This is a genomic window from Sinorhizobium americanum (genome assembly GCF_001651855.1).
Classification (GTDB): Bacteria; Pseudomonadota; Alphaproteobacteria; order Rhizobiales; family Rhizobiaceae; genus Sinorhizobium; species Sinorhizobium americanum.
On the sequence record NZ_LNQC01000046.1, the window covers coordinates 1 to 22,547 of the forward strand.

Here is a 22,547-nt window from a genome sequence, read left to right on the forward strand (position 1 = left end):
CGCCGCGCCGCAGGTGATCGGCGCCCCCGCCGCGACGATGCCGTTGGCGCCCAGCATGCCCTTGCGCAGGTCGGCAATGTGCATAGACCCGCCCTTGCCGCCGCAGGTGCCGCTCGCCCGGCCGAACAGCTCGGCCATCATGCTGTCGATGTCGACGCCTTTGGCGATCGAGTGACCATGACCGCGGTGCGTCGAGGAGATGTAGTCGTCGTCGCGAAGCTGCAGGCAGACGCCAACGGCGCTCGCCTCCTGGCCGGCATAGAGATGGGTGTTGCCGGGGATGTCGCCGGTACCCATTTCCTCCATCACCCGTTCCTCGAACCGGCGGATCGTCCGCATGGTTCGATAAACGTTGACGAGTTCTTCGCGAGAGAATTGTAAAGCCGACATTTGAAGCTCCCCTTGCCTATGGCTCCCAAAGCTGCCTTTTCACCCGTGCGCCGGTCATCGTTGAGCGTTCGATGCCGTGTGGCGATTCTGATCTTGGCTGCGTTTGACCGACCACGGTCAACCGCAGCCACTGGAATCCACCCGTCTTGGGAAGGTGGACCACCGGACCCCACGCTGACGTCAAGTGTCAGCCAAAAAAGCTTTGCAACTCCCGCGCAAGTGCGTCGGGTTGTTCTTCCGCCAGATAGTGACCGCAGGACTCTATTGCGGTCCCCCGGACATTGGTTGCGATCTTCTGCAATTGCGCCACCAGGTCCGGCATTGACCCCTGATCGGCTCGCACCGCCAGGACCGGCATCTCCAGCTTTCCCTTGGCGCTGAGTTCCCGATTTTGCTCGGCCGACAGCGTTACGGCACGGTAGTAGGCGAGTCCGCCCTTGAGCCCGCTGTACAAGAAGACACGGAGATACTCTCCGAAGTCGGCATCAGAGAACACTTGCGGATTCGCCGCCTTGCGCTGGAGAAACCAGTTAAGATAGATGTGCTCCCGGCCTTGGATGAGTGCCTCCGGCAAGTCAGCAACGTTGTGGAAGGCAACATGCCAGGTGCGCCATGCAACGTCGGAAGACCAAGGCAGTGCGTCGGGAAGGCTGATGCCGGGTATTCCCGTATCCAGGATGGCTAGCCCTTTAACGCTACTTCCGTAGAGCGCTGCGTAGGGATATGCGACCCAGGCGCCGACATCATGGGCCACGAGAAAGTGGCGAACCACACCCAGCTTCTGAACCAGCCCGCGGGCGATCTTCGCAACACTCAACGTATCACAGCCGCCCATCGGGCGATCAGAGTCGCCCTGTCCAGGCAGATCGGGCGCTATGATCCTGTAACGCTCGCCAAGGAGCGGCATAATCTTGCGCCATGCGTACCAGCTCTGTGGGAAGCCTGCGAACAGAAGGACGACTTCGCCGTCCGCTCTCCCGCCAGTGACATAATGCAACCTGACACCGTCCACAGTTGCAAAGCCGCGTTCGAAACCCTCAATCCCGGTTTCGGGCCATTGTTGTCTGTCAACCATCGCAGTCTCCCTCTTGCAGGTATTTTATTGCCTCAATGGCGAACGTCTTCGCCCAACTCGCAGACGGCCTCTGCAACTCGTGAATGTACTGGAATCTTGCCGATGCCCACCGACAAGACCAAACCCCAACCGCTTAGAACGGGTCGCGTGCGGCGGTCAGCCAACCGCCGTCCATCACGTAGGCGCTCCCGTGAACGTAGTCCGCATCATCACTTCCGAGGAATGCTGCAAGCTTTGCGATTTCCTCAGGCTGGCACCAACGGCGAGCCGGCACCTTGCTGATAGCCAAATCCATGTCTGGAGAGGCCGCGTTGTGTTCGGGCAGCGCTAGAGGCGTGGCGGTCGCTCCGGGGCAGATGGAATTTACCCTGATGCCGCGAGCGCCGTACTCAAATGTGAGCTGCCGGGTCAAACCTATGACACCATGCTTGGAAGCAGTGTAGGCCGAGCCCCCCCCGGCAGCACTGAAGCCAGATGTTGACGCCGTATTGATGATTGCGCCTTTTCCCTGTGCCAGCATTTGCGGGATGACGGCTCGCGACATTAGGAACGGACCGGTGAGATTCACCGCCATAACTCTGTTCCATTCCTCGAGACTTACTTCATGTGCTGGAGCATGGCCGTCGAGAATGCCCGCATTGTTGCAGAGAAGATCAATACGCCCCCACCTGGCAATGATCGTTTCTACCCCGCGCTGCACGCTTTGCGGATCGCTCACATCGACCTGCACGGGAATTGCCATTTCCGGTTTTTCCAGCTTTTCAACCGTCTCCACGGCACGCGCCATATTGATGTCGAGAGCGGCGACGTACGCCCCTCTGGATACAAATTCGCCTACCATCGCCCGCCCCATGCCGGATCCGGCGCCGGTCACGACAACCACTCGACCGCTATAGCTACTCACCTCTAAAACCTTTCCTCTCATGATTGCTGCTCTCGCAGCTCGCGTACGATCCATTTCGGCAGATGGTCGCCCATGAGCGGACCTGCCGCCGCTGTCAGCTACGTACAAATCCTCAATTCGGCACCCGAGCTCGCTTGGAAGCGTTCCGCCAACTCGCAACCGTCACCGCCAGCAAGCATGCAACCAAGAGCAGCGAGAAGACCGCGTTGACCGAAGGCGTGAACCCAAATCGCATCTGGTTGAACACCCAGATCGGCAATGTCGGTGAACCACCGGACAGGAACAGCGTGACCATGACGTCATCGGCAGACAGGGTGAGACCGAGAAAGGCGCTGGCCAGGATCGTCCCCCGGATCATGGGGAATAGAACGTGGGCAAAGCTTTGCCAGCGGTTGGCCCCGAGATCCAACGAAGCTTCCATGAGGCTTGGATCGATGCGCCGCAGGCGAACCAGCAATAGAAGCAGAGTCACCGGCATCACGAAGCTCATCTGGCCAACGACAATTCTGGTGATGCCGGACGGAATGCCGAACAGTTCCGTCCCCAGCACCATCTCGATGCCCAAGACGACGCCCGGGGTGGCGATTGGAAGAGCGAACGCCATTTCGTAGAAGCGCGCTCCCTTCAGTCTTGCGTAGTGCACGATGAGGGCAAAGGCTGTCCCGACCACAACCGATACCGACACGACACACGCAGCAACCACAACAGAGCGCCGCGCAGCCTCGATCAGGGACTGGTCCTGAAGAAGTTCGTGGTACCAGTGCAGTGTCAGCCCCTGAAGCGGAAAAACCTGCAGGTTTGCCGAGTTGAACGAGAACAGCACGATGATGGCTAGCGGCGCATACAGGTAAGCAATCGCAGCGACAAATCCGGCGGCGCCCAGACGGCGACCAAAGCGGGTCGCCGCGGACGAAGCCGCCTGATCAGACTCTCCCCCGACCATGACTCCCCTAGCAGGGCACAGTGCAAGGATGACGCCAAGAAGCAAGGCAACGCTCAGCATCAAAGCAACGGCGACGGCCGCACCGTAAGGCCAGTTGTTTGCAAATCCGAATTGTGTGGAGACGACTACCCCTAAGGTCGTGCCATCGATTCCGCCGATCATTGCCGGAGTGACGAAGTCGCCAACAGTCACGAGAAACGCCAGTGAAAAGCCTATCGCCAGGTTTCTGCGCGTAAGCGGCCAGACAAGATGGACGAAGGTCTGAAAGGCGGTAGCGCCGGAGTCTTCCGATGCTTCGAAGAGGTCGCGTGGGATCTTCTCGAAGGCGCCCATCGTCGAGATAAAGATGAACGGTACCGAGATGTAGGCGAAGACGATAACAACTGCCGTCGGGCTGTAGAGAAACGCTTCCGATGGCGCGTCCAGAATGCCACTCGTCACTAACGCCGCATTGAGCACGCCCGACTGACCGAGGATTACCCGCCATGCAAAAATCCGCATCAGGAGGCTGATCCACAGCGGGATTACAACGAGCATTGTCAGCAGGGCTTTATTCCGTCCGACAACCCTGCCTACATAGAAAGCCAGCGGATAGGCAATCATCGTAGCGAATACGCACGCGATGAAACTGAACGAGAGCGTGCGCCACAGCAACGCCCAAAAACCCGCCGAATTCCAGATGCGCGCGTAATTTGCCAGCGACGGTTCAAAGAGGATCACGCCTGCCGACGACTTGAGGAAGCTCGTTCCTATGAGCAGGAGGTTGGGCAGGAAAACGATGAGGAACAGCCAAGCCACAACAGGAACGCTTGCGAAACTGAATTTCATCGGCAAGCGTCGCCGGAACGTTTTGCCGTCAGCAGCTATTGTCGCGATACTATCAGTCATAAAACACCTGAGTGTTTACGAGATCGAAGCGGACCTGCACCGGTTGACCTACCAAAAAAGTTGACTCTCGTGCGGCTGGCACGGTTCCGATCAAGCTGATACCGCCGCAACGGACGTTGACTTCACAGTTCGTCCCCAGGAAAAGGACGTCTTCGACTATTCCGGGAACTGCGTCAGGCAAGCGGCCGGCACCGTTGAGCGCCATCACTTGAACCGCTTCGTACCTTATTGCCATCCGCGCTGTTCCACCTCGTTCGGAGGTAAGAGCAGCAATTCTGGTTCCCTCAATCGTCCCAGCATAGCCGCTGCCCTCCGGCTCAAAGTGAACGGGGACGAGGTTCGAACGCCCTACGAACCTGGAGACGAACTCGTTCTGAGGTGCGAAATAAATTTCTCTCGGGGTAGCCAGTTGGGCGATTTTGCCATCGTGCAGGACGACAACGCGATCTGACATGGACAGCGCCTCGCCCTGATCGTGCGTGACGTACATGAACGCGATCCCGAGTTCCTTCTGCAGGGCGACCAATGTGTGTTGCATCTGCTGCCGCAAACGGAGATCGAGAGCGGCAAGGGGCTCGTCGAGAAGAAGAAGTTTTGGCCGGGAGACTATGGAGCGCGCCAGAGCCGCCCGCTGTCGTTGTCCCCCCGAGAGCTGGTGAGGCAGCCTGTCGGCAAAAGTTGACAGTTCGACGAGCGACAGCGTTTCCTCGGCCTTCCTCCGACGACTTGCCTTCGGCTCGCCCTGCATCCGGAGGGGATATTCGACATTTTCCCGCACCGTGAGGTGCGGGAACAATGCATAACTCTGAAATACCGTGCGAACGTCCCGCTTGAATGGGGGCACGGCATTCATCACATCTCCGTCCATCACGATCTGGCCGCTATCCGGCTTTTCGAAGCCGGCAACGGTCCTAAGGATGGTAGTCTTACCGGATCCACTCGGGCCAAGTATCGAGAAGAACTCTCCAGGCTTCACCGAGAATGACACCTTCTCGAGCGCCGGCTTTTGTGCGCCCTCATAGGTTTTTGATACACCCACAAGCGAAAGTACCGGGCCAGCTTCACGCGCTCCCATGTGCAGTCTCCAGAGCTAATTTGGGCCGAAATCAAAGGGTGCCGGCCAGGAAATCATTCCAGATCTGGATTCGCCGTTCGACGTCTTCGGGCTCTCGGAAGAATACGAGGTTATCCTTGAAGCCAGGGTCCTCGGAATCCGGGACATTCGTATTCATCAGCTCCTCTTCAGTAAGCCCGGCCTTGAGGGCGTCCGCGCCCGTAAGAATGCCGTTGCTACCGGAGAATTTCATGAACCTCGCCTGCCAAGGAAGCGACATGGTGTCATTGAGGAACTTATAGACGATGTCCCGCTGCCCCTTCGGCGTCACGAATGTACCTTCGATCCAGGAGGGAGTGCCTTCTTTTGGCAGCGAATACTTGGAATTCACGCCCTTTTTCTTAAGCGAATTCACTACAGCGACATTGTGACAGTAGCCGATCAACGCCTCGCCGGACGCGTAGAGGTTAGCCGCATCGTCAAAGCCACGGGTAACCACCCGAACCTGCTGCCTCAGTGCACGAAGCGCGTCCGTGACGCTCGTAAACTCTTCCTCCGTCAGGTTGAAAGGGTCCTTGGCCCCGACGTAGAGCGCGACCATCGGAATATTTACGGTAGCGTCATCGAACGTCGTCACCTTACCTTTATACTTTTCGTCCCAAAGGTCGCCCCAAGTGGTGGGTGGCTCTTTGATCACATCGGCATTGTACTGGAGTGGCTGCGTGCCCCAGTGGAGCGGGATACCCATAAGGGTACCTTCGACTGAGAGGGGCTCCTTCCAGTTCAGCCCCGGAAGCACATTTGTCACATTGGGAACTTTGGAGATATCAAACGGACCGATTTGTCCTGCCTTCTTGAGGCGCCCGGCTGTGGAAGCCTCCGAGTAGACGACGTCGGGCTTGACAGCGCCGGACTGCAACTGCGCGAATACTTCGTCCAGCGAAGATATAATAACTGGCTTTACCTTAACTCCGCCGTTGGCAGCTTCCCACTCTGCGATCCAGTCCGGCTCGTGGTAGGTCTCCCAGGTGAGCAGTGTGATCGGCTCCTCGTCTGCCCAAGCGCTTCGAGTGATTGCCGGGGCAACGAGCGAGCTGGCTGCCAAGGCACCACCAGCTTTCAGGATCGTGCGGCGAGTAAACGATCGCGGCATGTTATCGAACATTTTTGGATCCCCTTTTTATATCTAACTAACGACAGTTAGATAAGTCCAAATCGCGTCGGTGTCAATTTTTTTTAAGATGTTATCGTTTACATGTTTTCCGAGGGGCCGATCTGGGGGAGAAGCTGGCGCCTCCTAAGAATTGCACGAGCCGAGACATACATATAGATGAAGGAGGTAAGCAGCCTTGTTAGCGGAGGCTCAAAGCCGCCATGTTGTTAGGACCCTGTAGATGACCCTGCCGCCTCGAGTTCAGCAAGCGTGCGATGAAATGCGCCGCCACCTCGAACAATTTGACTGGACCAAATTGACCAACGGGCGCCGCCAAGTTCTTGAAGCTTTTCTCGAGCTTGCAACGACGCAAGGTTTCTCTGGTGTAACGATGAGAGGACTTGCCAAGGCTCTCGATGTGAAGGCGTCCAGTATTTATTTCCATTTTCCGGACGGGCGAGATGAAATTGTCGCCCAGACGTTGCGGTGGCATTATCACTGCTGGGGTTCCGCGATCCTCAGCGCTGTCGAGAACAGCGCTGGCGTGAACGAATTTTGGGACAGCATGGTACGGACCCATGTTAAGCGGCAGCTTGAGCTTCCCGAAAGCGATCTTTGGGACATACTCGTTGCAACGGATCGTATTTGTGGTTTCCTACAGCCAGGAATTCGGCAGGAAATTGAGCACTGGCTGCAATTGTGTGTCCGAATGTACGAGGCAGCGGCCTGCGAAATGGGTTACAACAATTGTGAGGTTTCGGCGCGCGCCATCATGAAGCTGCTCGATGGCGTCAGGTCATGGTGCGACTCGTCGGGAACTGGTGCCGACCCTGAAGCCTGTACCGCACGCTCAATCGCGATTTCACGCGCTATATTGGCGTCGCAGTCTGATTACGCAGACGCCACAGGTGGTCGCGCTGAGCCCCCAAAAAGCCAGCCAGGAAATTGAGCGCGATGTGATAGGCGCCAGGTCTACTCATTGCGGCGCCGCGACTGGCGCATAAGCTGGCGCCTTGGAGTATGCGCTGATGTCCATACGGCCGCCATCTCTCGAACACAGCTCAAGATCGTTCAAGCATTCTCCTAAGTTGCGCATTCTCTTTGCGCAGCATTTCCGCGCATAGTTCTTCAGAACGCATATTTTCCGCATTCAGGAGATCAAGCTCGTCTCTATGGTGGACACCACCATCCTCGCTTGTTCTAAACACAATTTGGCACGCGGTGATGGGCGCCACCTCCCTCCGTTTGATACTGCTTCGAGACGGACAACAGGGAAGCGACCGCGCGCCGGGTTATAAGGGCTACCGAAGATGCGGGAGGGAAGGACCGCTCACGCGTTCAACACCTTGCCATAAGCATCGAGCACGCTTTCTTTCATCATTTCGGAGAGCGTCGGATGCGGGAAGATCGTGTGCATCAGCTCTTCCTCGGTCGTCTCCAGATTCATCGCAACGACGAAGCCCTGGATGAGCTCGGTGACTTCCGCGCCGACCATGTGCGCTCCGAGCAGCTCGCCGGTCTTCTTGTCGAAAATCGTCTTGATCAGGCCCTGGTCCTCGCCAAGCGCAATCGCCTTGCCGTTGGCGCCGAAGCTGTAGCGGCCGACCCGAATGTCGCGGCCGAGCTCTTTGGCTCTCGCCTCGGTGAGGCCGACGGAGGCGACCTGCGGGTCGCAATAGGTGCAGCCGGGCACCTTGCCTTTGTCGAGCGCGTGGACGCCGGGCACGCCAGCGATCTTCTCGACGCAGATGACGCCCTCATGCTCGGCCTTGTGCGCCAGCATCGGCGGCCCGGCAACGTCGCCGATCGCATAGATGCCGGCGACATTGGTCTTGCCGTAACCGTCGGTGACGATGCAGCCGCGGTCGGTCTTGATGTCGAGCGCCTCGAGCCCGAGGTTCTCGATGTTGCCCTGGACGCCGACGGCCGAGATCAGGCGGTCCGCCTTGATCGGCGTGACCTTGCCGTCCTTGGTCTCGACATGGGCGGTGACGTCGTTGGCGCCCTTTTCGACCTTCGTCACCTTGGCGTCGGTGAAGATCTTCATGCCGCGCTTCTCGAGCTGCTTGCGCGCGAGCGCGGAAATCTCGGCGTCCTCGACCGGCATCACCTGCGGCAGGAGTTCGACGACCGTGACATCGACGCCCATGGAAAGGTAGAAGCTCGCAAATTCGATGCCGATCGCGCCGGAGCCCATGACGACCATGGTCTTCGGCAGCTCCTCGGGCTTCATCGCCTCGAAATAGGTCCAGATCAGCTTGCCGTCCGGCTCGATGCCGGGCAGTGCCCGCGGCCGGGCGCCGGTCGCCAGGATGATGTGCTTGGCCGCGTAGGTGCCCTCGCTCTTGACGCCCTTCGGCACCGGGTTCTGCGGCTGGACGGCCGGCTTCGACGGCGCGCCGACGACGATCTCGCCGGGCTTCGTCAGCTTCGCTTCGCCCCAGATCACGTCGATCTTGTTCTTCTTCATCAGAAAGGCGACGCCGCCGTTCAGCCGCGCCGAGACGCCGCGCGAGCGGGCGACGACATCCTTGACGTTGGCGGTGATCTTGCCTTCGAGCGTCAGGCCGTAGTTCTTGGCGTGGTTGGCATGGTCGAGAATCTCGGCTGAGCGAAGCAGCGCCTTGGTCGGGATGCAGCCCCAGTTGAGGCAGATGCCGCCCAGATGCTCGCGCTCGACGATCGCCGTCTTCAAGCCCAGCTGCGCCGAGCGGATGGCGGTCACATAGCCGCCCGGGCCCGAACCGATAACGATGACGTCGTACGACATGAGGAGCATTCCTTAAAAAAAATTGGGGGACGCACCTCGGCTCGACTGCGCCGCGGTAGCGATCCCCCAGAGTTGCGGGAGGAAACTAGACCAGCATGCTCAATGGATTCTCGATGAGCGCGCGGAACTTCGCGAGAAGCTCTGCGCCCAGCGCACCATCCACGGCCCGATGATCCGTGGACAGCGTTACGCTCATGACCGTAGCAACGCCCAACTCCCCTTCTGCGGTTACCACCGGCCGCTTTTCTCCGGCGCCGACCGCCAGGATCGTGGAGTGGGGGGGATTGATGATCGCGGCGAATTCCTTCACGCCGTACATTCCGAGGTTTGACACCGCTCCCGTGCCGCCCTGGTACTCGTTGGGCTTCAGCTTTCCTGCCTTGGCACGCGCGGCCAAGTCTTTCATCTCGTTCGAGATGGTCGAAAGGCTCTTTTGCTCCGCCTGGCGGATGATCGGGGTGATAAGCCCACCGGGGACGGAAACCGCCACGCCGACATCCGAATGGCTGTGGCGCACCAGATGCTCGTCCATCCAAGACACGTTAGCGTCCGGAGCACCCGCCAGAGCCAGTGCGTAAGCCTTGATGACGAGGTCGTTCACCGAGAGCTTGTAGGCCGGCACGTTCTCGACCAGCGGCGCCGCAGCATTGAGCTCCGCGCGCAATTTCAGGAGCGCGTCGAGCCGGCAGTCAGCCTTAAGGTAGAAGTGCGGAACACTGCTCTTGGCCTCGACGAGCCGCCGTGCGATCGTCCGACGCATGGAGCTGTGCGCCTGAAGTTCGTAGGACCCATCGGGAAAATGCCGAAGCGCGTTCTCGCCTGCGGTGCTCCCCGGAGCCTCCGATTGAACCGCTGCGGGATCCGCCTGTGCCCGGGCATCGACGAGCATGTTGGAGGCCCCCAGGACATCGGCACTGACGATGCGGCCACGCGGGCCGCTGCCGTTCAGCCTGGCAAGATCCAGCTCTCGCTCCCGCGCGAGGCGTCGTGCGAGCGGCGTGGCGCGGGGTGCGCTGTCAACTTTCTGTTCGACTGTGACCTCCGCGGCCGGCGTCTTTGCTTCAGACACCGGCAGCGGACTTTCGGCGGTGGCCGGCGGCGCAAGAGGGACGGCCGTCTCGTTGACGGTCTCCCCCTCGGCATAGATCCACGCGACGGCCGAGCCGACCGGGATATCCACACCTTCCTTGCCGGTCACGTTACGCAGGACCCCGCTCGCCGGCGCGTCGATTTCCATGGCCGCCTTGTCGGTCTCGATCTCGAAAAGGACATCGCCCTCCTTCACGGCATCGCCCTCGCCGAAGAACCACTTCGAGATCTTGCCCGTCGCCATGTCCATGTCGACCTTCGGCAAAATGACTTCGGTCGCCATACCTATCGCACTCCCCTCGCAAGGCCGCGGGCCGCATCGATTATGTCCGGTACCTGCGGGACGGCAGCCTTTTCCAGCTCGGGATTGTAGGGGATCGGCGTCTCGGACCCGCCGAGGCGCAATATCGGAGCATCCAAGTAGTCGAACGCCTCGCTTTCGGCGATCATTGCACTGATCTCCGCCCCGACACCGAGCGTTTTAACGCCTTCATAAACGCAGATCAGCCGGGAGGTCTTCATGACGCTGGCGATGACCGTCTCCCGATCGAGGGGGCGGATTGATCGCAGATCGATCACTTCGGCGCTGATGCCTTCGCCGGCAAGCACTTCCGCTGCCTCCAGGGCCTTGTGAACCATGATAGAAGTTGCGACTATAGAGACGTCGCGCCCTTCCCTCCGGACCTCCGCCTTGTCGAGCGGCACCGTGTAATGTCCCTCGGGAACCGGCCCCTTCATCTTGTAGAGCAGCTTGTGCTCGAAGATCATCACCGGATCCGGATCCGCCACGGCAGCAAGGAGCATGCCTTTCACGTCATGCGGCGTCGCCGGCTGAATGACCTTTAGCCCTGGTACGTGACCGAGCCATGCTTCCAGGCTCTGGCTGTGCTGTGCCGCAGCCCCGGTTCCGGAGCCGGCGGGGAACCGCATAACGAGTGGAACCGACACCGCACCGCCAAGCATGTAGCGCATCTTGGCCGCCTGGTTGACGATCTGCTCCATTGCGAGCGCGGCGAAATCGGAAAACTGGAATTCGAAGATCGGTCGCAAGCCGGTGACCGCTGCGCCGACGGCGACACCTGCGCCGCCAAGCTCGGAAATGGGGGTATCCATGACGCGGTCGGAGCCGAAGCGGTCAACCAGATCGCCGGTCACCTGAAAGGCGCCGCCATAGACGCCGATGTCCTCGCCCATGAGGATCACGCGCTCATCCGCTTCCATGGCGATCGCCATGGCTTCCTGGATGGCTTGGGAGTAGCTGATTTCTCTGACTGGCGCGTTCATGTCATGCCTCGAGCGTGTAGACGTTGTCAGCGAGGCCATCGATTGACGGCATCGGGCTCGTCTTCGCGAACTCGATACCAGCGTCGATTTCCTGCTGCACACTGCCGCGGATCGCCTCTAGCTCGTCCGACGTCGCGATACCGAACTCGATCAACTGAGCTTCGTAGCGTCTGATCGGATCCCGGTTGGTCATCCAGTCGTCAATCTCGTCCTTCGTGCGATAGCGATTGCGGTCGCTTTTGGAATGTCCGCGATACCGGTAGGTCTTGCATTCGATGAGCGTCGGTCCGTCGCCGCGGCGGGCCCTTTCAACCGCCTCATGGGAGGCCTCCGCGACCTCCGACAAAACGTTGCCGTCGACGATCACACCCGGCATGGAGTAGGCGGCCGCGCGATCGGCGACGTTGGCGACCGCCGTCGAACGGGCGGTCGAAGTCGACATGCCGTAGCCGTTGTTTTCGCACACGAAAATGACGGGCAACTTCCAGATGGCAGCCATATTCAGCGCCTCGTGGAAGGCACCCTCGTTGTTCGCGCCGTCACCGAAGAAGCAGACGACGACCTTGCCCGTGCGAAGCCGCTTTGCGGTGAGCGCCGCGCCGACGGCGATCGGAAGCCCGCCCCCGACGATCCCGTTCGCGCCAAGGTTCCCAGTCGACACATCGGCGATGTGCATCGACCCGCCGCGACCTGCACAGTAACCGGTAGTCTTGCCAAAGAACTCGGCGAACATCCGCTTCACTTCGGCGCCCTTGGCGATGCAGTGGCCGTGCCCTCGGTGGGTAGAGGTTATCTGGTCCTCGTTGACAAGAGGCATGCAGATCCCCATCGCGCTCGCTTCCTGGCCGATGGAAAGATGCATCGTCCCGTGAATGAGTCCGCGCATATAGCACTCTTCGGCACCTTCCTCGAACCGGCGAATGAGGTGCATCTTCCGAAGCGCATCGAGAAGTTGCTCGCGTTCGTATTGGCGGTAGATGAAGGGCAGATTGCTGGTCTCGCCTTCCACTTGCATCGCCTGGGCGCGTCCCGACATGATCAAGCCTCCTTTCCGTAAACGAGCGCATCCTGCCGCGCGCGGAGTTCCGCAATGCGCGAGCCGGGCGCAACCGACGCGTTCTGATAGGTTATAAGCTCTCCTTTACGGATCGGCTGCGTGACGGTACCGCCCTGAAGGAGGCCGCACGGGATTGCCGAGGAGGACCGCGCCTCTGGCGCCGTCATGATCCAGGCCCGATAGGAGTATTCACCGATGGCGTCGAGCGTTTCGCCGGGCGCAAGGTCCTTCTTGGCGACCGCGCAGACCTCCGCGACCGGGGTCGACAGCGGCACCATGTCCGGCTTACCGTAGAGCACGACACGCGCACAGGTGAGCGGGACCTCGAGCGAGGTGAGGTGATAGGGGCGATGGAACGTGAAGTAGGGCCCCTTGCCCATCTTGAGGTCTTCCATGCGCTCGGAAATGCGCGGATGCGACATGTCGGCGACAACGAAAACGCCCGGCGCCACACCCTTGCCGATGGAATAGTCGACCACACCCGCCTTCGAGAGAACGCCCCCGTCCCTTTCCGGGATCAGGACCGAGGAAAGCTTGTCCAGCGTGGCCGCCGGGCCGTGCATGCCGGGCGTGTCAGGGACTAGTCCTGTGGCATTCGCGATCGCGGCCATTTCAACCATTGTCTTGGAACCGTCGACGAACTCCACGAGCATGCGGACATTCATGTTCCGGCGCGCGGCTTCCTCGGCATAATCGTCTGGAACAGCATCGACGTTCAGCGGATTGTTCTTGCCTTTGCCGGCCGCAACGATCGGATGCCCCATGGCCGACACGAACTCGATCAGCTCAATGCATGAAGACGGCTCGTCACCCGCCCCGAGCGAGTAGGTCACGCCAAGCCGCTCGGCTTCGCTCTTGAGATAGGCGCCGATCGTTACATCGGCTTCGACATTCATCATCACCAGGTGCTTGCCGTGCTCCATGGCGGCGAGACCGATCTCGGCGCCGACTGCCGGAACGCCGGTGGCATCGACGACCACGTCGATGAGGCCGCTGTTGAGAATGTTGGCCGAATGCGCGGTGATCGCGACCTTTCCGCTCTCGATGGCGGTGTTCAGCTCCATCGAATTGGCCGCGTCGTGATGATGGCCGTCGGATTGGTAGGCGATGTCCACGGCAGCGCGCGCGCGGGCGACGTTCAGATCGCAAATCGCGCCGATTTCGATGCCTGGCATGTGGGCGACACGGGTCACGATGTCAGTGCCCATTTCTCCACTGCCTACAAGGCCTATGCGGATGGGCCTTCCCTCCTCCTCGCGTCGCATGAGGTCTCGCGCAAGGCCCGTTGGCGCAACATTGATGGGCATTTCAGTCCTCCCGATATCCATTGCCAGCAATGTAGGTAATGTACATTTGTACTTTCGTCAACATCTTTGTTCTCGCTTGGCGATCGTCCTGACAGCGCTTGGGGAACGCTTTCGCGGCAAGGATGGGGATTTCAAGGGTAGACTGGGAGCTCAGGAATCTCGCGTGCTCCTTTTGCGGAAGGCATCAAACTGGACCGATGCTCGCGTCAGCAGACGCGGCTTAGGCTCCGCGATCGCCGGCAGGCAACGCGGAAGGCTGCCAAATGTCTTGCACATTCGTCGGGCTTACCTGAAACCGGGGGGATGCTGTGGCAGCCTATCGCAATCCAGATTTATGCGAAAAGACGGGACGTCCATGCAAAGAGTGCACCGACTCACACGAGCAGAATAGAACAAACAGTCGGGACTTTTGAATAATGTTCGTGAAGGCGAACGCCAAACGGATGCCGCGCCTTCTCCGCGACCTCTATGTGTTGGTCTGCTCAGCGGCCAACAGCAACGCCTTTGCCGTTTGCTCATCGGTTACAAAAGTGGTCGGCTTGATGGTCGTAAGAGAGGCGAGCAGCGCGTGCAGTTTTTCCGGACCGCCCGAGATCAGCACACGCTCGGGAGTACGACGCAAGCGATCAAGATTCACCGAGATCACGCGGGAATTAACCTCGTGATCTATCAGGTTGCCCTGCTTGTCGATGAAGTTGTAAAGGACGTCGCCGACTGCGCCCGCGTCGATGAGGGAGCGGCGGTCAGCCTCGCTCAAATAGCCCGTGCGATAGCTTGTTGTAAGGGCCGAAATCCCGCCGACGGACAATAGGGCAACATCTAGTTTGTCCGCCATCTCAAAAATTGCCGCAAGCCCGCACCTCTCGAGCAGCGCATGCTTTGTTTCCGGACTGTCGACCACAGCCGGCGCGGGGACCAGGAATCCCTCCCCCATGAATAGTTCCGCGAACTGCCAGGCAAATTCGGCTGGATTGAAACGCCGCGCCGCAGAAATGCCCCCCAACAAGGAGACGACGCGGAAGTCTTCGAGATTGGCTCCAGCAATGAAAGGCAGCGTATTGTAAAGGGTTCGCCCCCAGCCCACGCCGACGATCATCCCAGATTTCATCATCGCGGATATGAGCGTTCCGGCGGCAGCGGCGATAACTTTCGTAGGGTCTCCGTCGGGGTCACTGAACGGCGCGACGATTGCCCGCGTGACCCCGAAGGCGATCTCAAGGTCCCTTTCGAGCGCCACCATGTCTGAGAGCGGCGACGAAATGGAAACGCGGACCTCATTGCGACGCCGTGCCTCCGCCAAGAGTCGGACGACCATCACTCGATTGATGCCAAGCTGTTTGGCAATGTCGTTCTGCGTGTAGTTCTCCACGTGATACAGCCACACGACGCGGGCTCGCAATCTCTCAGACTCGCTCTGGGCCATGACAACTGGAGACGTGATCTGCATTTTGCGTTCCTCATGGGTTCTACAGGCGTAGCGGTCGATATCACACTGCCGTGGCGATTTCACCTCCTCCTGCCGGGGCGAACACGAACGGCAAAGGCCCAAAGGCCAGAAGCCGTTCCGCCAAGACGAGGGACGCACTTTATCGTCAGACCTACCGTCGGCCCACTCGCCTGCCATTGTCTCCGCAACACAACGAATATTCGCACATATTGTCGTCATTTGCCATTGATGTTCTGCTTTGGGCAGCCAACGCTGCCGAAAAAGGTGTTGACATCGAGCCATCGTGAACACATTGTATTTTCGGATGGCAATTGTTCTATCGCTGGTGAAGCGGAGATCGCCGTCGCAATGGCACGGAATGGAGGCCGTGCCAAAACAGTCTTGCCTCCATGGGCATTCAACTGGTTAGTTTACATTGGGGAGGAACAGCTAATGACTATCTTGAGTACGGGTGTGTCGCGCCGCGGCTTTCTGCGGCAGACCGCAGTGTTGGGCCTAGCCGCGGGTGCGGCCTCCAGCCTGAGGCTGCCCGCCTTCGCCCAGTCCGATCTTCCGGATATCCAATCCATTCTCGACAAAATCTCGGTTAAGGATTACGTGCGAGAGGACTACCGCAAGCTCTACTCGATGTCCGACGAACCGTTGTGGGATCCGGCAAAAGACTGGATCAGAACGGTCGATTGGGAACAGGTACGTTCAGAGCAAGCAGGCAAAACCGTCCGCTTCGCCGTCGGAGCAGCAGACCAGGAGTCCGCGGCCGAGGGTCTCAAGCCTTTCGAACAGTTGTCCGGCATCAAGGTGGAGCTTGTACCGATCCCGGACGATAGCTTCTACGACAAGGCCGTCTCCGAGTTCATTTCAGGCAACGCTTCCTTCGACGCGCTGCAATTCTTCTCCCCGTGGCTGGGTGATTTCGCTGGCCCCGGATTCCTGTACGATGATCTCGGCGCGTTCGTTGAAAAGTGGAAGCTTCCACTCGACGACTTTTACGACACTTACCGCCTGAATTACGGGTATTTTGGCGGAAAGCTCGTCGGCATTCCGTTCGATTGCGACATTCAGATGGTCCACCTTCGCAAATCGATCATGGAGAAAATCCTTGGCGGACCGATCGATCGCGCGAGCTCCGTTCCGTCTTATGACGAACTCATCCGCATTACGGCCGAGGCGAACAAACTCGGCGGCGGCGTATCGGGCGTCGGCCTGATGGCCGCGCGTGGCTTCTGGGCCACCTATACTTGGGAGCACATCGCCGCGCAGGCCGGATTGAAGCTATTCGACGACCAGTGGAATCCGCAATTGACGAGCGACGCCGGGATGAAGGCCATGGACATTATCATGGCGCTTCAGAAGAATGCCATCGAGGGCGTCTCGGGCGCCGGTTGGGGCGAAAACCGTGCCGCTTGGCTCGGCGGTCAGGTTGCTGCCAATATCAGCTGGCAGGACAGCGGCACCCAGGCCATGCGCCCGGACCAGTCGAAAATCGTCGATGATTTCGTGACGATTTATGAGCCGCGGATTTCGGGCGGTGTGTTTGCTCCGCCAAACATTGCAGGCTCGACATCTTGCGTCGCTGCAACTGCGCAGAACCCCGAAGGCGCGTTCCTGATGCTCGCCTTCCTTACGACCTCCTCCATCATGGCCATGAATGAGGCCAACGCCAACGGCGTGGCCCCTGGCTATCGCTCCGTGTTGGCGAATGAGCGGTTAAGAGCGGTCAGCCAGCCGGCAAAGGTGTGGGCGGACAGCCTTGAGCACGCTTGGTGCGCGCCCCGTCTTCCGGGCATGTTCGAGATGGAACAGTCCCTCGGCAACGAGATTAACCGCGCAGTTACTGGCCAGATCTCCGCCAAGGAAGCTCTTGAGAACGGCCAAGCGGCGTGGAAGAGTATTATGGAAAAGAACGGCTTCTCAGGCGGAAACGGCCCCGTCGCTTATGCAGATGTGGCACCCGGCATGTATGTTGGTGGCGGCAAGGCGTTGCCGTTCTAAGCCCATGGCACATTCAACTCAAACACTTGAAAAGGGGGCGGCCAAGGCCGCTCCCGCAGCAGCGGTGTACTCCATCCGCCGCCCACGCTCGGCGACCGCTAAGAAGATGTTTCCCTATCTTCTTGTCGGACCCGCGGTCCTGTACCTGCTAGCGATCACGCTCTACCCTGGCCTGTTCGCGATGTATCAGAGCCTTTTCGTCGTCAAGTTCGTGAACTGGTCATGGGCCGGCCTCGGGAACTACACGCGCATCGTCCAGGATCGGGAATTCTGGGCTGCACTGGCGAACACTGCGATCATCGGCGGCCTGTCATTGTGCCTCCAGACAATCATAGCAATGACAGTTGCGTTCTATTGCTACCGCGACCCATTTGTGCGCGGCTGGCGGATCGTCTTCCTGATGCCCATGCTGTTCATGCCGTCCGCGGTAGCATTCATCTGGAAGCTCGCTTTCAACGACGGCCGCGTGATTTCCGATCTGCTGATGGCGATCGGACTGGTGTCGAACAATGTCGACTGGCTATCATCGGTATGGCTGGCACGGTTGACCCTTATCGTTGCCGACGTCTGGCAGTGGACCCCGTTTCTGTTCATCATCTTTGTGGGTGCACTCCAGGGACAGGACGAGGAAATCGAAGAAGCCGCCCGGCTCGATGGAGCAAGCTGGGGGGACATCTTCTGGAACATCTCGCTTCCGATGATGCGGCCGATAATCGTCGTCGCGGTAACCCTGCGAGGCATCGATATCACGACAATGTTCACCAATGTCTACATTATGACCCAGGGCACACCTGGCGGCGCGACAGAGACAATGAGTTACTTCATCTACCGCCAGGGCTTCCGGATGTTCAACTTCGGTTATGCATCCGCCGCCTCTGTCCTCATGCTCCTCATCACGATTGTCATCGCTCAAACGATCGTCAAGCGTGCATTCAAGTCAGGAAAGTCGTGAGATGGCCAGCGTTCGCAAATCCGGTGGTGACAACCTTCTTGTCCGCTACATCATTCTCGGCAGTTGGGCGATGGTCTGCCTGGTGCCAATCCTCTGGTTCCTGACGATCGGTTTCCGCCCGCGCACCGAGATCATTGTTCCAGAACCCATCTATTGGCCGACCTGGAGCCTGGATGCATGGCGTCTGCTTGTAAGCGATTGGCCCATCGCACTCTACCTGCGAAACTCGGTTCTGGCCGTAGCGGGGTCCGTCCTGATCGACCTTGTCCTTGCGATCCCCGCAGCTTTTGCGCTTGCCCGATACGAGTTCAAGGGGCGCGAGGATATCGGCTTCTACATCCTTTCCACACGGATGATGGCACCGGCGATCGTCGCTGTACCGATCTTCTTCCTGTTCAAGAACATCGGCCTGCTCGACTCCGTCTGGGCACTCATGCTCATTTACGCGGCCATCAATCTCAGTCTCGTGACCTGGATCATCCGCAGCTACATGCTGGATATCCCGAAGGAGCTCGAGGACGCGGCGCGGACCGACGGCGCAGACGACCTGACTATCCTCTGGGAGATCATGATCCCGGCCTGTCTGCCCGGCATCATCACCGCGGCGGTCATCGCGGCCATTTTCGCCATCAATGAGTTTCTCTTCACACTCCTCATCGCCTCGACGTCGAAAGCCTACACGATGTCGGTTGCCCTCGCCAATTTCACCGGCGGCTCCGATGGGGTGATCTACAACGCAATCGCACTCGTCTCGTTCATCGCCTTCGCGCCGATCCTGATCCTCGTGATCCTGATCCAAAAGCATCTTTCGCGCGGGCTGACGATGGGTGCCGTGAAAGGATAAGCCATGGCTTCCATTCTACTCAAGAACGTCGTCAAGAGCTTCGGCACGTTCGTCGGCGTACAAGACATGAACCTCGACGTCGTCGACGAAGAGTTCCTGGTACTTCTCGGTCCATCTGGTTGCGGAAAAACGACGACCATGCGGATGATTGCGGGCCTTGAACACCCGACGGAAGGCGAGATCCGCATCGGCGATGCGTTGATGAACGACATCGATGCCCGTGACCGGGACGTGGCCATGGTTTTCCAAGGGTATGCCCTTTATCCGAATATGTCGATCTACGAGAACATCCGCTTCCCGTTGAGGATGCGACAGGTGCCTAAGGCAAAGCATGATGACCTCATTCGGCGCGCAGCGGAAATGGTCGAATTGGGTCCTTTCCTGGATCGCAAGCCCGGCGCCCTCTCGGGGGGACAACGCCAGCGCGCGGCGCTCGCGCGCGCAATCGTGCGACAACCGCAGGTATTCCTCATGGACGAGCCCTTGTCCAATCTGGACGCTAAGCTGCGCGCCAGCATGCGCGTGCAGATCAAGCATATGCAGCGGGAACTGAAGGTAACCACTGTGTATGTCACTCACGACCAGATCGAGGCGATGACGCTGGCCGATCGCATCGTCATCATGAACAAGGGCGTCATCCAGCAAATTGGGACGCCCGACGATATCTATTCAAACCCAGCCAACACCTTCGTGGCCGGCTTTATCGGCTCGCCGCCGATGAACCTCATTGCCGGCACGGCACAGAGTGGAACATTCTCCTCCGCCGGCGTTAGGGTTCCTTGTCCTGCAAATCTCTCGGGAAACATCACGCTTGGTATCCGTCCGGAGGACTGCCAGATTGGCGGAGACAACCTTCAGGGGCAAGTCTACGGCGTGGAGCCGACCGGCGACATTACCTACCTCACGGTGCGCACAGCGAACAAGAACATCGAGATCAAGGCCGGTCGTGAATTCCGCGCCCCAATCGACAGCGCCATTTCGGTGGGTTTCGATACAAGCCGCCTCTACTTCTTCGGCGAAGACGGCTCTCGGGTGGGGGTGAACTGATGTCGACGACATTCGATCTTAGCTGCGTCGGTTTCTACACCTTCGACGCTCTCTGCCGCCCCGTCAAGGCGATACCGCCCGGAGGCCAGACATGTTTCGTGGAGGACTACACGCTCGCGGTCTCGGGCGCGGCGGGATCGGCCGCCATCGTCGCCGCCAAATACGGCCTGCGCGTCCAGGCGGTCGGAGGTGTGGGGTACGACGACATGGGAGATTGGGTCCGCATGAAACTCAGCTCATACGGCGTCGACATCCGTATGATGCAGCGGTGCGAGGGCTTCTCGACGTCTTCCTCGATCGTGACCACGCGTCCGGACGGCACGCGTCCGGCCCTTCACAAACGGGGCGCTACGGACGCATTCTACGTGTCAGATTCAGCCATTGATGGATTATTGGACACAAAAATCCTCCATATCGGCGGCGTTGGCCTCATGAATCGCATGGATGACACTGGCAGGACGACGGAACTGATGTCAGAGGCACGCCGCCGGGGCGTGATCACCACTCTTGACGTATTCGCTTCGACGCCGGAAGACCTCCCGAAGGTCGAGGCTCTTCTACCCTATACGGACTATTTCCTTCCATCCGAAGAGGAGGCCAAGGCGCTATCCGGATTGACGGAGAACCGCGACCTTGCCCACTTCCTGCTGAGCAGGGGCGCAGGGTGCGTTATCCTGACACTTGGCGCCGATGGCGCCTATTATCTCGACCAGTCGGGTCTGGAGTTCCATTCTCCAGCCTTCAAGGTTGAGGTAAAATGTACGTGCGGATGTGGAGATTGCTTCAATGGCGGATTTGCCGCCGGCCTTGTCAAGGGCCTTTCTCCCTACGACGCCGTCGAGGTCGGCCAAGCGTCTTCGGCGCTGAACGCGACCGGTCTCGGCAGCCAGGCGGGCGTTGCAAGTTACGAGGCGACTCGGCGATTTATAGAGTCCACTCCGAGACGCGGAGGAGCTATGTTGGCGGCAGCCGGCGCAGCGAAAGCGATGCAATAATGTGATGGGAGTAGGGTCATGGGCGTGCGGCCACAATTCGCTCCAGACGCAGCGCAACTGAAGGATGCGCTGCGTGGATTGCGGTATGCGTTAAAGAGAGGTTGTGACGCCGTGCAGGGTACGCCGACGAAACTTCCTCCTCCCGCCTCAAAGATAGCGTTGACAGCGCTTCGGGAAATGGGGCTGCTCGCGCGCAGCGTCGACCAGATGGTAAGCAGCGTCGTCCATACGGTTTTCGGCGAGGTGACGCTTGGATCTCATAAGCTCCAGGACATGATGGCCCCCGGCGGGCAATCAGAGGAATTCTCCGCTGTATTCTACGAGACGATGAAAATCGTCCTCAGCGAACTGGGCGCCAGCAGGGCGCTGGTCAGCCAGAGCGCCGGGCGAAAGGCTTTTGGTCAGGTCACGTCGCGCGCCGCGCCAGAGCATTTCGCCGCGCAACTAGCCCTCCAACTTCTCAGGGAAGAGCCTATCCGGATCGATTATCTGGACGCCCATTCCCCCGTCTCGAAGGAAACCGTCGCGCAGGTCGCCATCTTTTCCGTCTTGCTGTACCTGCTATCGGACCGCGAGAACGGAGATTACGCGAAGATGATTCAGGCCGCGACCAATCTAGCGACCGCGCTTCAGGACGAGATTTCGCAAGCCTTCCGGACGCAGGACCGCGCGAAGTTGTCTTCGCTTTTTGCGAGGTACGCGGCCCATGTTTGACCTTCGCCAGTTGATCGCGCATCTGCCGCCGACAAACAAGCCCCTGCGGATCGCCGCCAGGCAGCTCCACTGGTTCAGAACGGCGTTCGAAGCACACGCTCAATTGTGCGGCGAGCTTATGGAGTGCCGCTTTCAGATCGACGACTTGAAACTGGCGCGCGCCTTCGTCCGTTGGCTGAAAAACATAGAGCAACAAAGGCCGGCTAACAAAACCGAACGCCGCGAGTTCTTCGAATTTGCTCCGTCGCTCATGCTGCGGGAACTCATTGCCGAGATGCCGCTAAAAACAACGAAGCCTCCACAACAGCTTGTTCGAGGCTCTGCTGCTGAGTTCTGGCCTGAAGGTTATGTCACCACCACATTCTGCCTGACAGTATACGCCGCGACGATGGACCAAGAGTTCCACACGGAGGTCGAAATCGACAAGGTGATCGATGACCTGCGAAGTTGGTGGTCTTTCCGGGAGAACGCCAACGAGGATACGAGTTATGCGGCGGGATTTTTTCAGAGGGTTCTCGGCAATGAGCCGAACTGGTCGATGCCCGCAAACTTCAACGCTCGTTATCAACGCAACCTAACCTAGGCGAGCACCAAAGAACGGTGCCCAAGTTGCTCGGGCCGCCACAAACGACTTGTGGTCTG

General features: G+C 59.3%; 20 protein-coding genes. 8 read left to right on the plus strand and 12 right to left on the minus strand.

Annotation, left to right across the window (positions count from 1 at the left end; genetic code table 11):
* The 6 genes from ATC00_RS09825 to ATC00_RS09850 all read right to left on the minus strand — a co-directional run.
* Nucleotides 1–390 (minus strand): thiamine pyrophosphate-dependent enzyme (locus ATC00_RS09825; protein WP_234782272.1); only part of this gene is annotated, 390 nt, incomplete at its 3' end.
* Between the two features lie 187 nt (nucleotides 391–577).
* A complete protein-coding gene (locus ATC00_RS09830) occupies nucleotides 578–1,465 on the minus strand; it encodes an alpha/beta fold hydrolase (RefSeq protein ID WP_064252655.1) in 888 nt (295 codons plus the stop codon).
* 133 nt (nucleotides 1,466–1,598) lie between these two features.
* Nucleotides 1,599–2,390 (minus strand): SDR family NAD(P)-dependent oxidoreductase, encoded by a 792-nt coding sequence (locus ATC00_RS09835; protein ID WP_064252656.1) that lies wholly within the window; start codon nucleotides 2,388–2,390, stop codon nucleotides 1,599–1,601.
* Between the two features lie 91 nt (nucleotides 2,391–2,481).
* The gene (locus ATC00_RS09840) at nucleotides 2,482–4,140 is read right to left on the minus strand and encodes an ABC transporter permease subunit (protein WP_234782273.1); all 1,659 of its coding nucleotides are present in this window, start codon (nucleotides 4,138–4,140) and stop codon (nucleotides 2,482–2,484) included.
* A gap of 52 nt (nucleotides 4,141–4,192) precedes the next feature.
* Complete coding sequence (locus tag ATC00_RS09845; RefSeq protein ID WP_064252658.1) at nucleotides 4,193–5,275, minus strand: ABC transporter ATP-binding protein; 1,083 nt, start codon at nucleotides 5,273–5,275, stop codon at nucleotides 4,193–4,195.
* A gap of 31 nt (nucleotides 5,276–5,306) precedes the next feature.
* Nucleotides 5,307–6,419, minus strand: a complete 1,113-nt coding sequence (locus ATC00_RS09850; protein ID WP_064252659.1) for an extracellular solute-binding protein — start codon at nucleotides 6,417–6,419, stop codon at nucleotides 5,307–5,309.
* A 229-nt stretch (nucleotides 6,420–6,648) separates the two neighbouring features.
* On the opposite strand from ATC00_RS09850, the gene ATC00_RS09855 reads away from it, so the two are divergent.
* Complete coding sequence (locus ATC00_RS09855; RefSeq protein ID WP_037380917.1) at nucleotides 6,649–7,356, plus strand: TetR/AcrR family transcriptional regulator; 708 nt, start codon at nucleotides 6,649–6,651, stop codon at nucleotides 7,354–7,356.
* Between the two features lie 381 nt (nucleotides 7,357–7,737).
* On the opposite strand, the gene lpdA is transcribed toward ATC00_RS09855, so the two are convergent.
* From lpdA to ATC00_RS09885, 6 genes are all read right to left on the minus strand, one after another.
* Nucleotides 7,738–9,177, minus strand: a complete 1,440-nt coding sequence (gene lpdA / locus ATC00_RS09860) for a dihydrolipoyl dehydrogenase (protein ID WP_082912196.1) — start codon at nucleotides 9,175–9,177, stop codon at nucleotides 7,738–7,740.
* A gap of 85 nt (nucleotides 9,178–9,262) precedes the next feature.
* On the minus strand, nucleotides 9,263–10,549 hold the full coding sequence (locus ATC00_RS09865; RefSeq protein ID WP_064252661.1) for a dihydrolipoamide acetyltransferase family protein: 1,287 nt from the start codon (nucleotides 10,547–10,549) through the stop codon (nucleotides 9,263–9,265).
* A 2-nt stretch (nucleotides 10,550–10,551) separates the two neighbouring features.
* A complete protein-coding gene (locus tag ATC00_RS09870; protein WP_064252662.1) occupies nucleotides 10,552–11,550 on the minus strand; it encodes an alpha-ketoacid dehydrogenase subunit beta in 999 nt (332 codons plus the stop codon).
* 1 nt (nucleotide 11,551) lies between these two features.
* Nucleotides 11,552–12,586, minus strand: coding sequence for a thiamine pyrophosphate-dependent dehydrogenase E1 component subunit alpha (locus ATC00_RS09875; protein WP_064252663.1), 1,035 nt, complete (start codon nucleotides 12,584–12,586; stop codon nucleotides 11,552–11,554).
* Nucleotides 12,587–12,588: 2 nt separating this feature from the next.
* Nucleotides 12,589–13,914, minus strand: a complete 1,326-nt coding sequence (locus tag ATC00_RS09880; protein ID WP_064252664.1) for an NAD(P)H-dependent oxidoreductase — start codon at nucleotides 13,912–13,914, stop codon at nucleotides 12,589–12,591.
* Between the two features lie 466 nt (nucleotides 13,915–14,380).
* A complete protein-coding gene (locus tag ATC00_RS09885) occupies nucleotides 14,381–15,361 on the minus strand; it encodes a sugar-binding transcriptional regulator (RefSeq protein ID WP_037380936.1) in 981 nt (326 codons plus the stop codon).
* A gap of 432 nt (nucleotides 15,362–15,793) precedes the next feature.
* Here ATC00_RS09885 and ATC00_RS09890 point away from each other — a divergent pair, with 432 nt between their 5' ends.
* From ATC00_RS09890 to ATC00_RS09920, 7 genes are read left to right on the plus strand one after another with little or no spacing between them, the layout of a single operon-like run.
* Nucleotides 15,794–17,353: an ABC transporter substrate-binding protein gene (locus tag ATC00_RS09890; protein WP_064252665.1), complete on the plus strand. Its 1,560-nt coding sequence runs from the start codon at nucleotides 15,794–15,796 to the stop codon at nucleotides 17,351–17,353.
* Nucleotides 17,354–17,357: 4 nt separating this feature from the next.
* Nucleotides 17,358–18,305, plus strand: a complete 948-nt coding sequence (locus tag ATC00_RS32035; RefSeq protein ID WP_064252666.1) for a carbohydrate ABC transporter permease — start codon at nucleotides 17,358–17,360, stop codon at nucleotides 18,303–18,305.
* A 1-nt stretch (nucleotide 18,306) separates the two neighbouring features.
* Nucleotides 18,307–19,149, plus strand: coding sequence for a carbohydrate ABC transporter permease (locus ATC00_RS09900; protein ID WP_064252667.1), 843 nt, complete (start codon nucleotides 18,307–18,309; stop codon nucleotides 19,147–19,149).
* A 3-nt stretch (nucleotides 19,150–19,152) separates the two neighbouring features.
* Nucleotides 19,153–20,196: an ABC transporter ATP-binding protein gene (locus tag ATC00_RS09905; protein ID WP_064252668.1), complete on the plus strand. Its 1,044-nt coding sequence runs from the start codon at nucleotides 19,153–19,155 to the stop codon at nucleotides 20,194–20,196.
* Nucleotides 20,196–21,191 carry a carbohydrate kinase family protein gene (locus ATC00_RS09910; RefSeq protein ID WP_064252669.1) on the plus strand — a complete coding sequence of 332 codons (996 nt, stop codon included), beginning with the start codon at nucleotides 20,196–20,198 and terminating at the stop codon, nucleotides 21,189–21,191. The genes ATC00_RS09905 and ATC00_RS09910 overlap by 1 nt, the downstream gene beginning before the upstream one ends.
* A gap of 18 nt (nucleotides 21,192–21,209) precedes the next feature.
* Nucleotides 21,210–21,905 carry a hypothetical protein gene (locus tag ATC00_RS09915; protein WP_064252670.1) on the plus strand — a complete coding sequence of 232 codons (696 nt, stop codon included), beginning with the start codon at nucleotides 21,210–21,212 and terminating at the stop codon, nucleotides 21,903–21,905.
* Nucleotides 21,898–22,488, plus strand: a complete 591-nt coding sequence (locus ATC00_RS09920; RefSeq protein WP_064252671.1) for a hypothetical protein — start codon at nucleotides 21,898–21,900, stop codon at nucleotides 22,486–22,488. The genes ATC00_RS09915 and ATC00_RS09920 overlap by 8 nt, the downstream gene beginning before the upstream one ends.
* The last annotated feature ends 59 nt before the right edge of the window (nucleotides 22,489–22,547 follow it).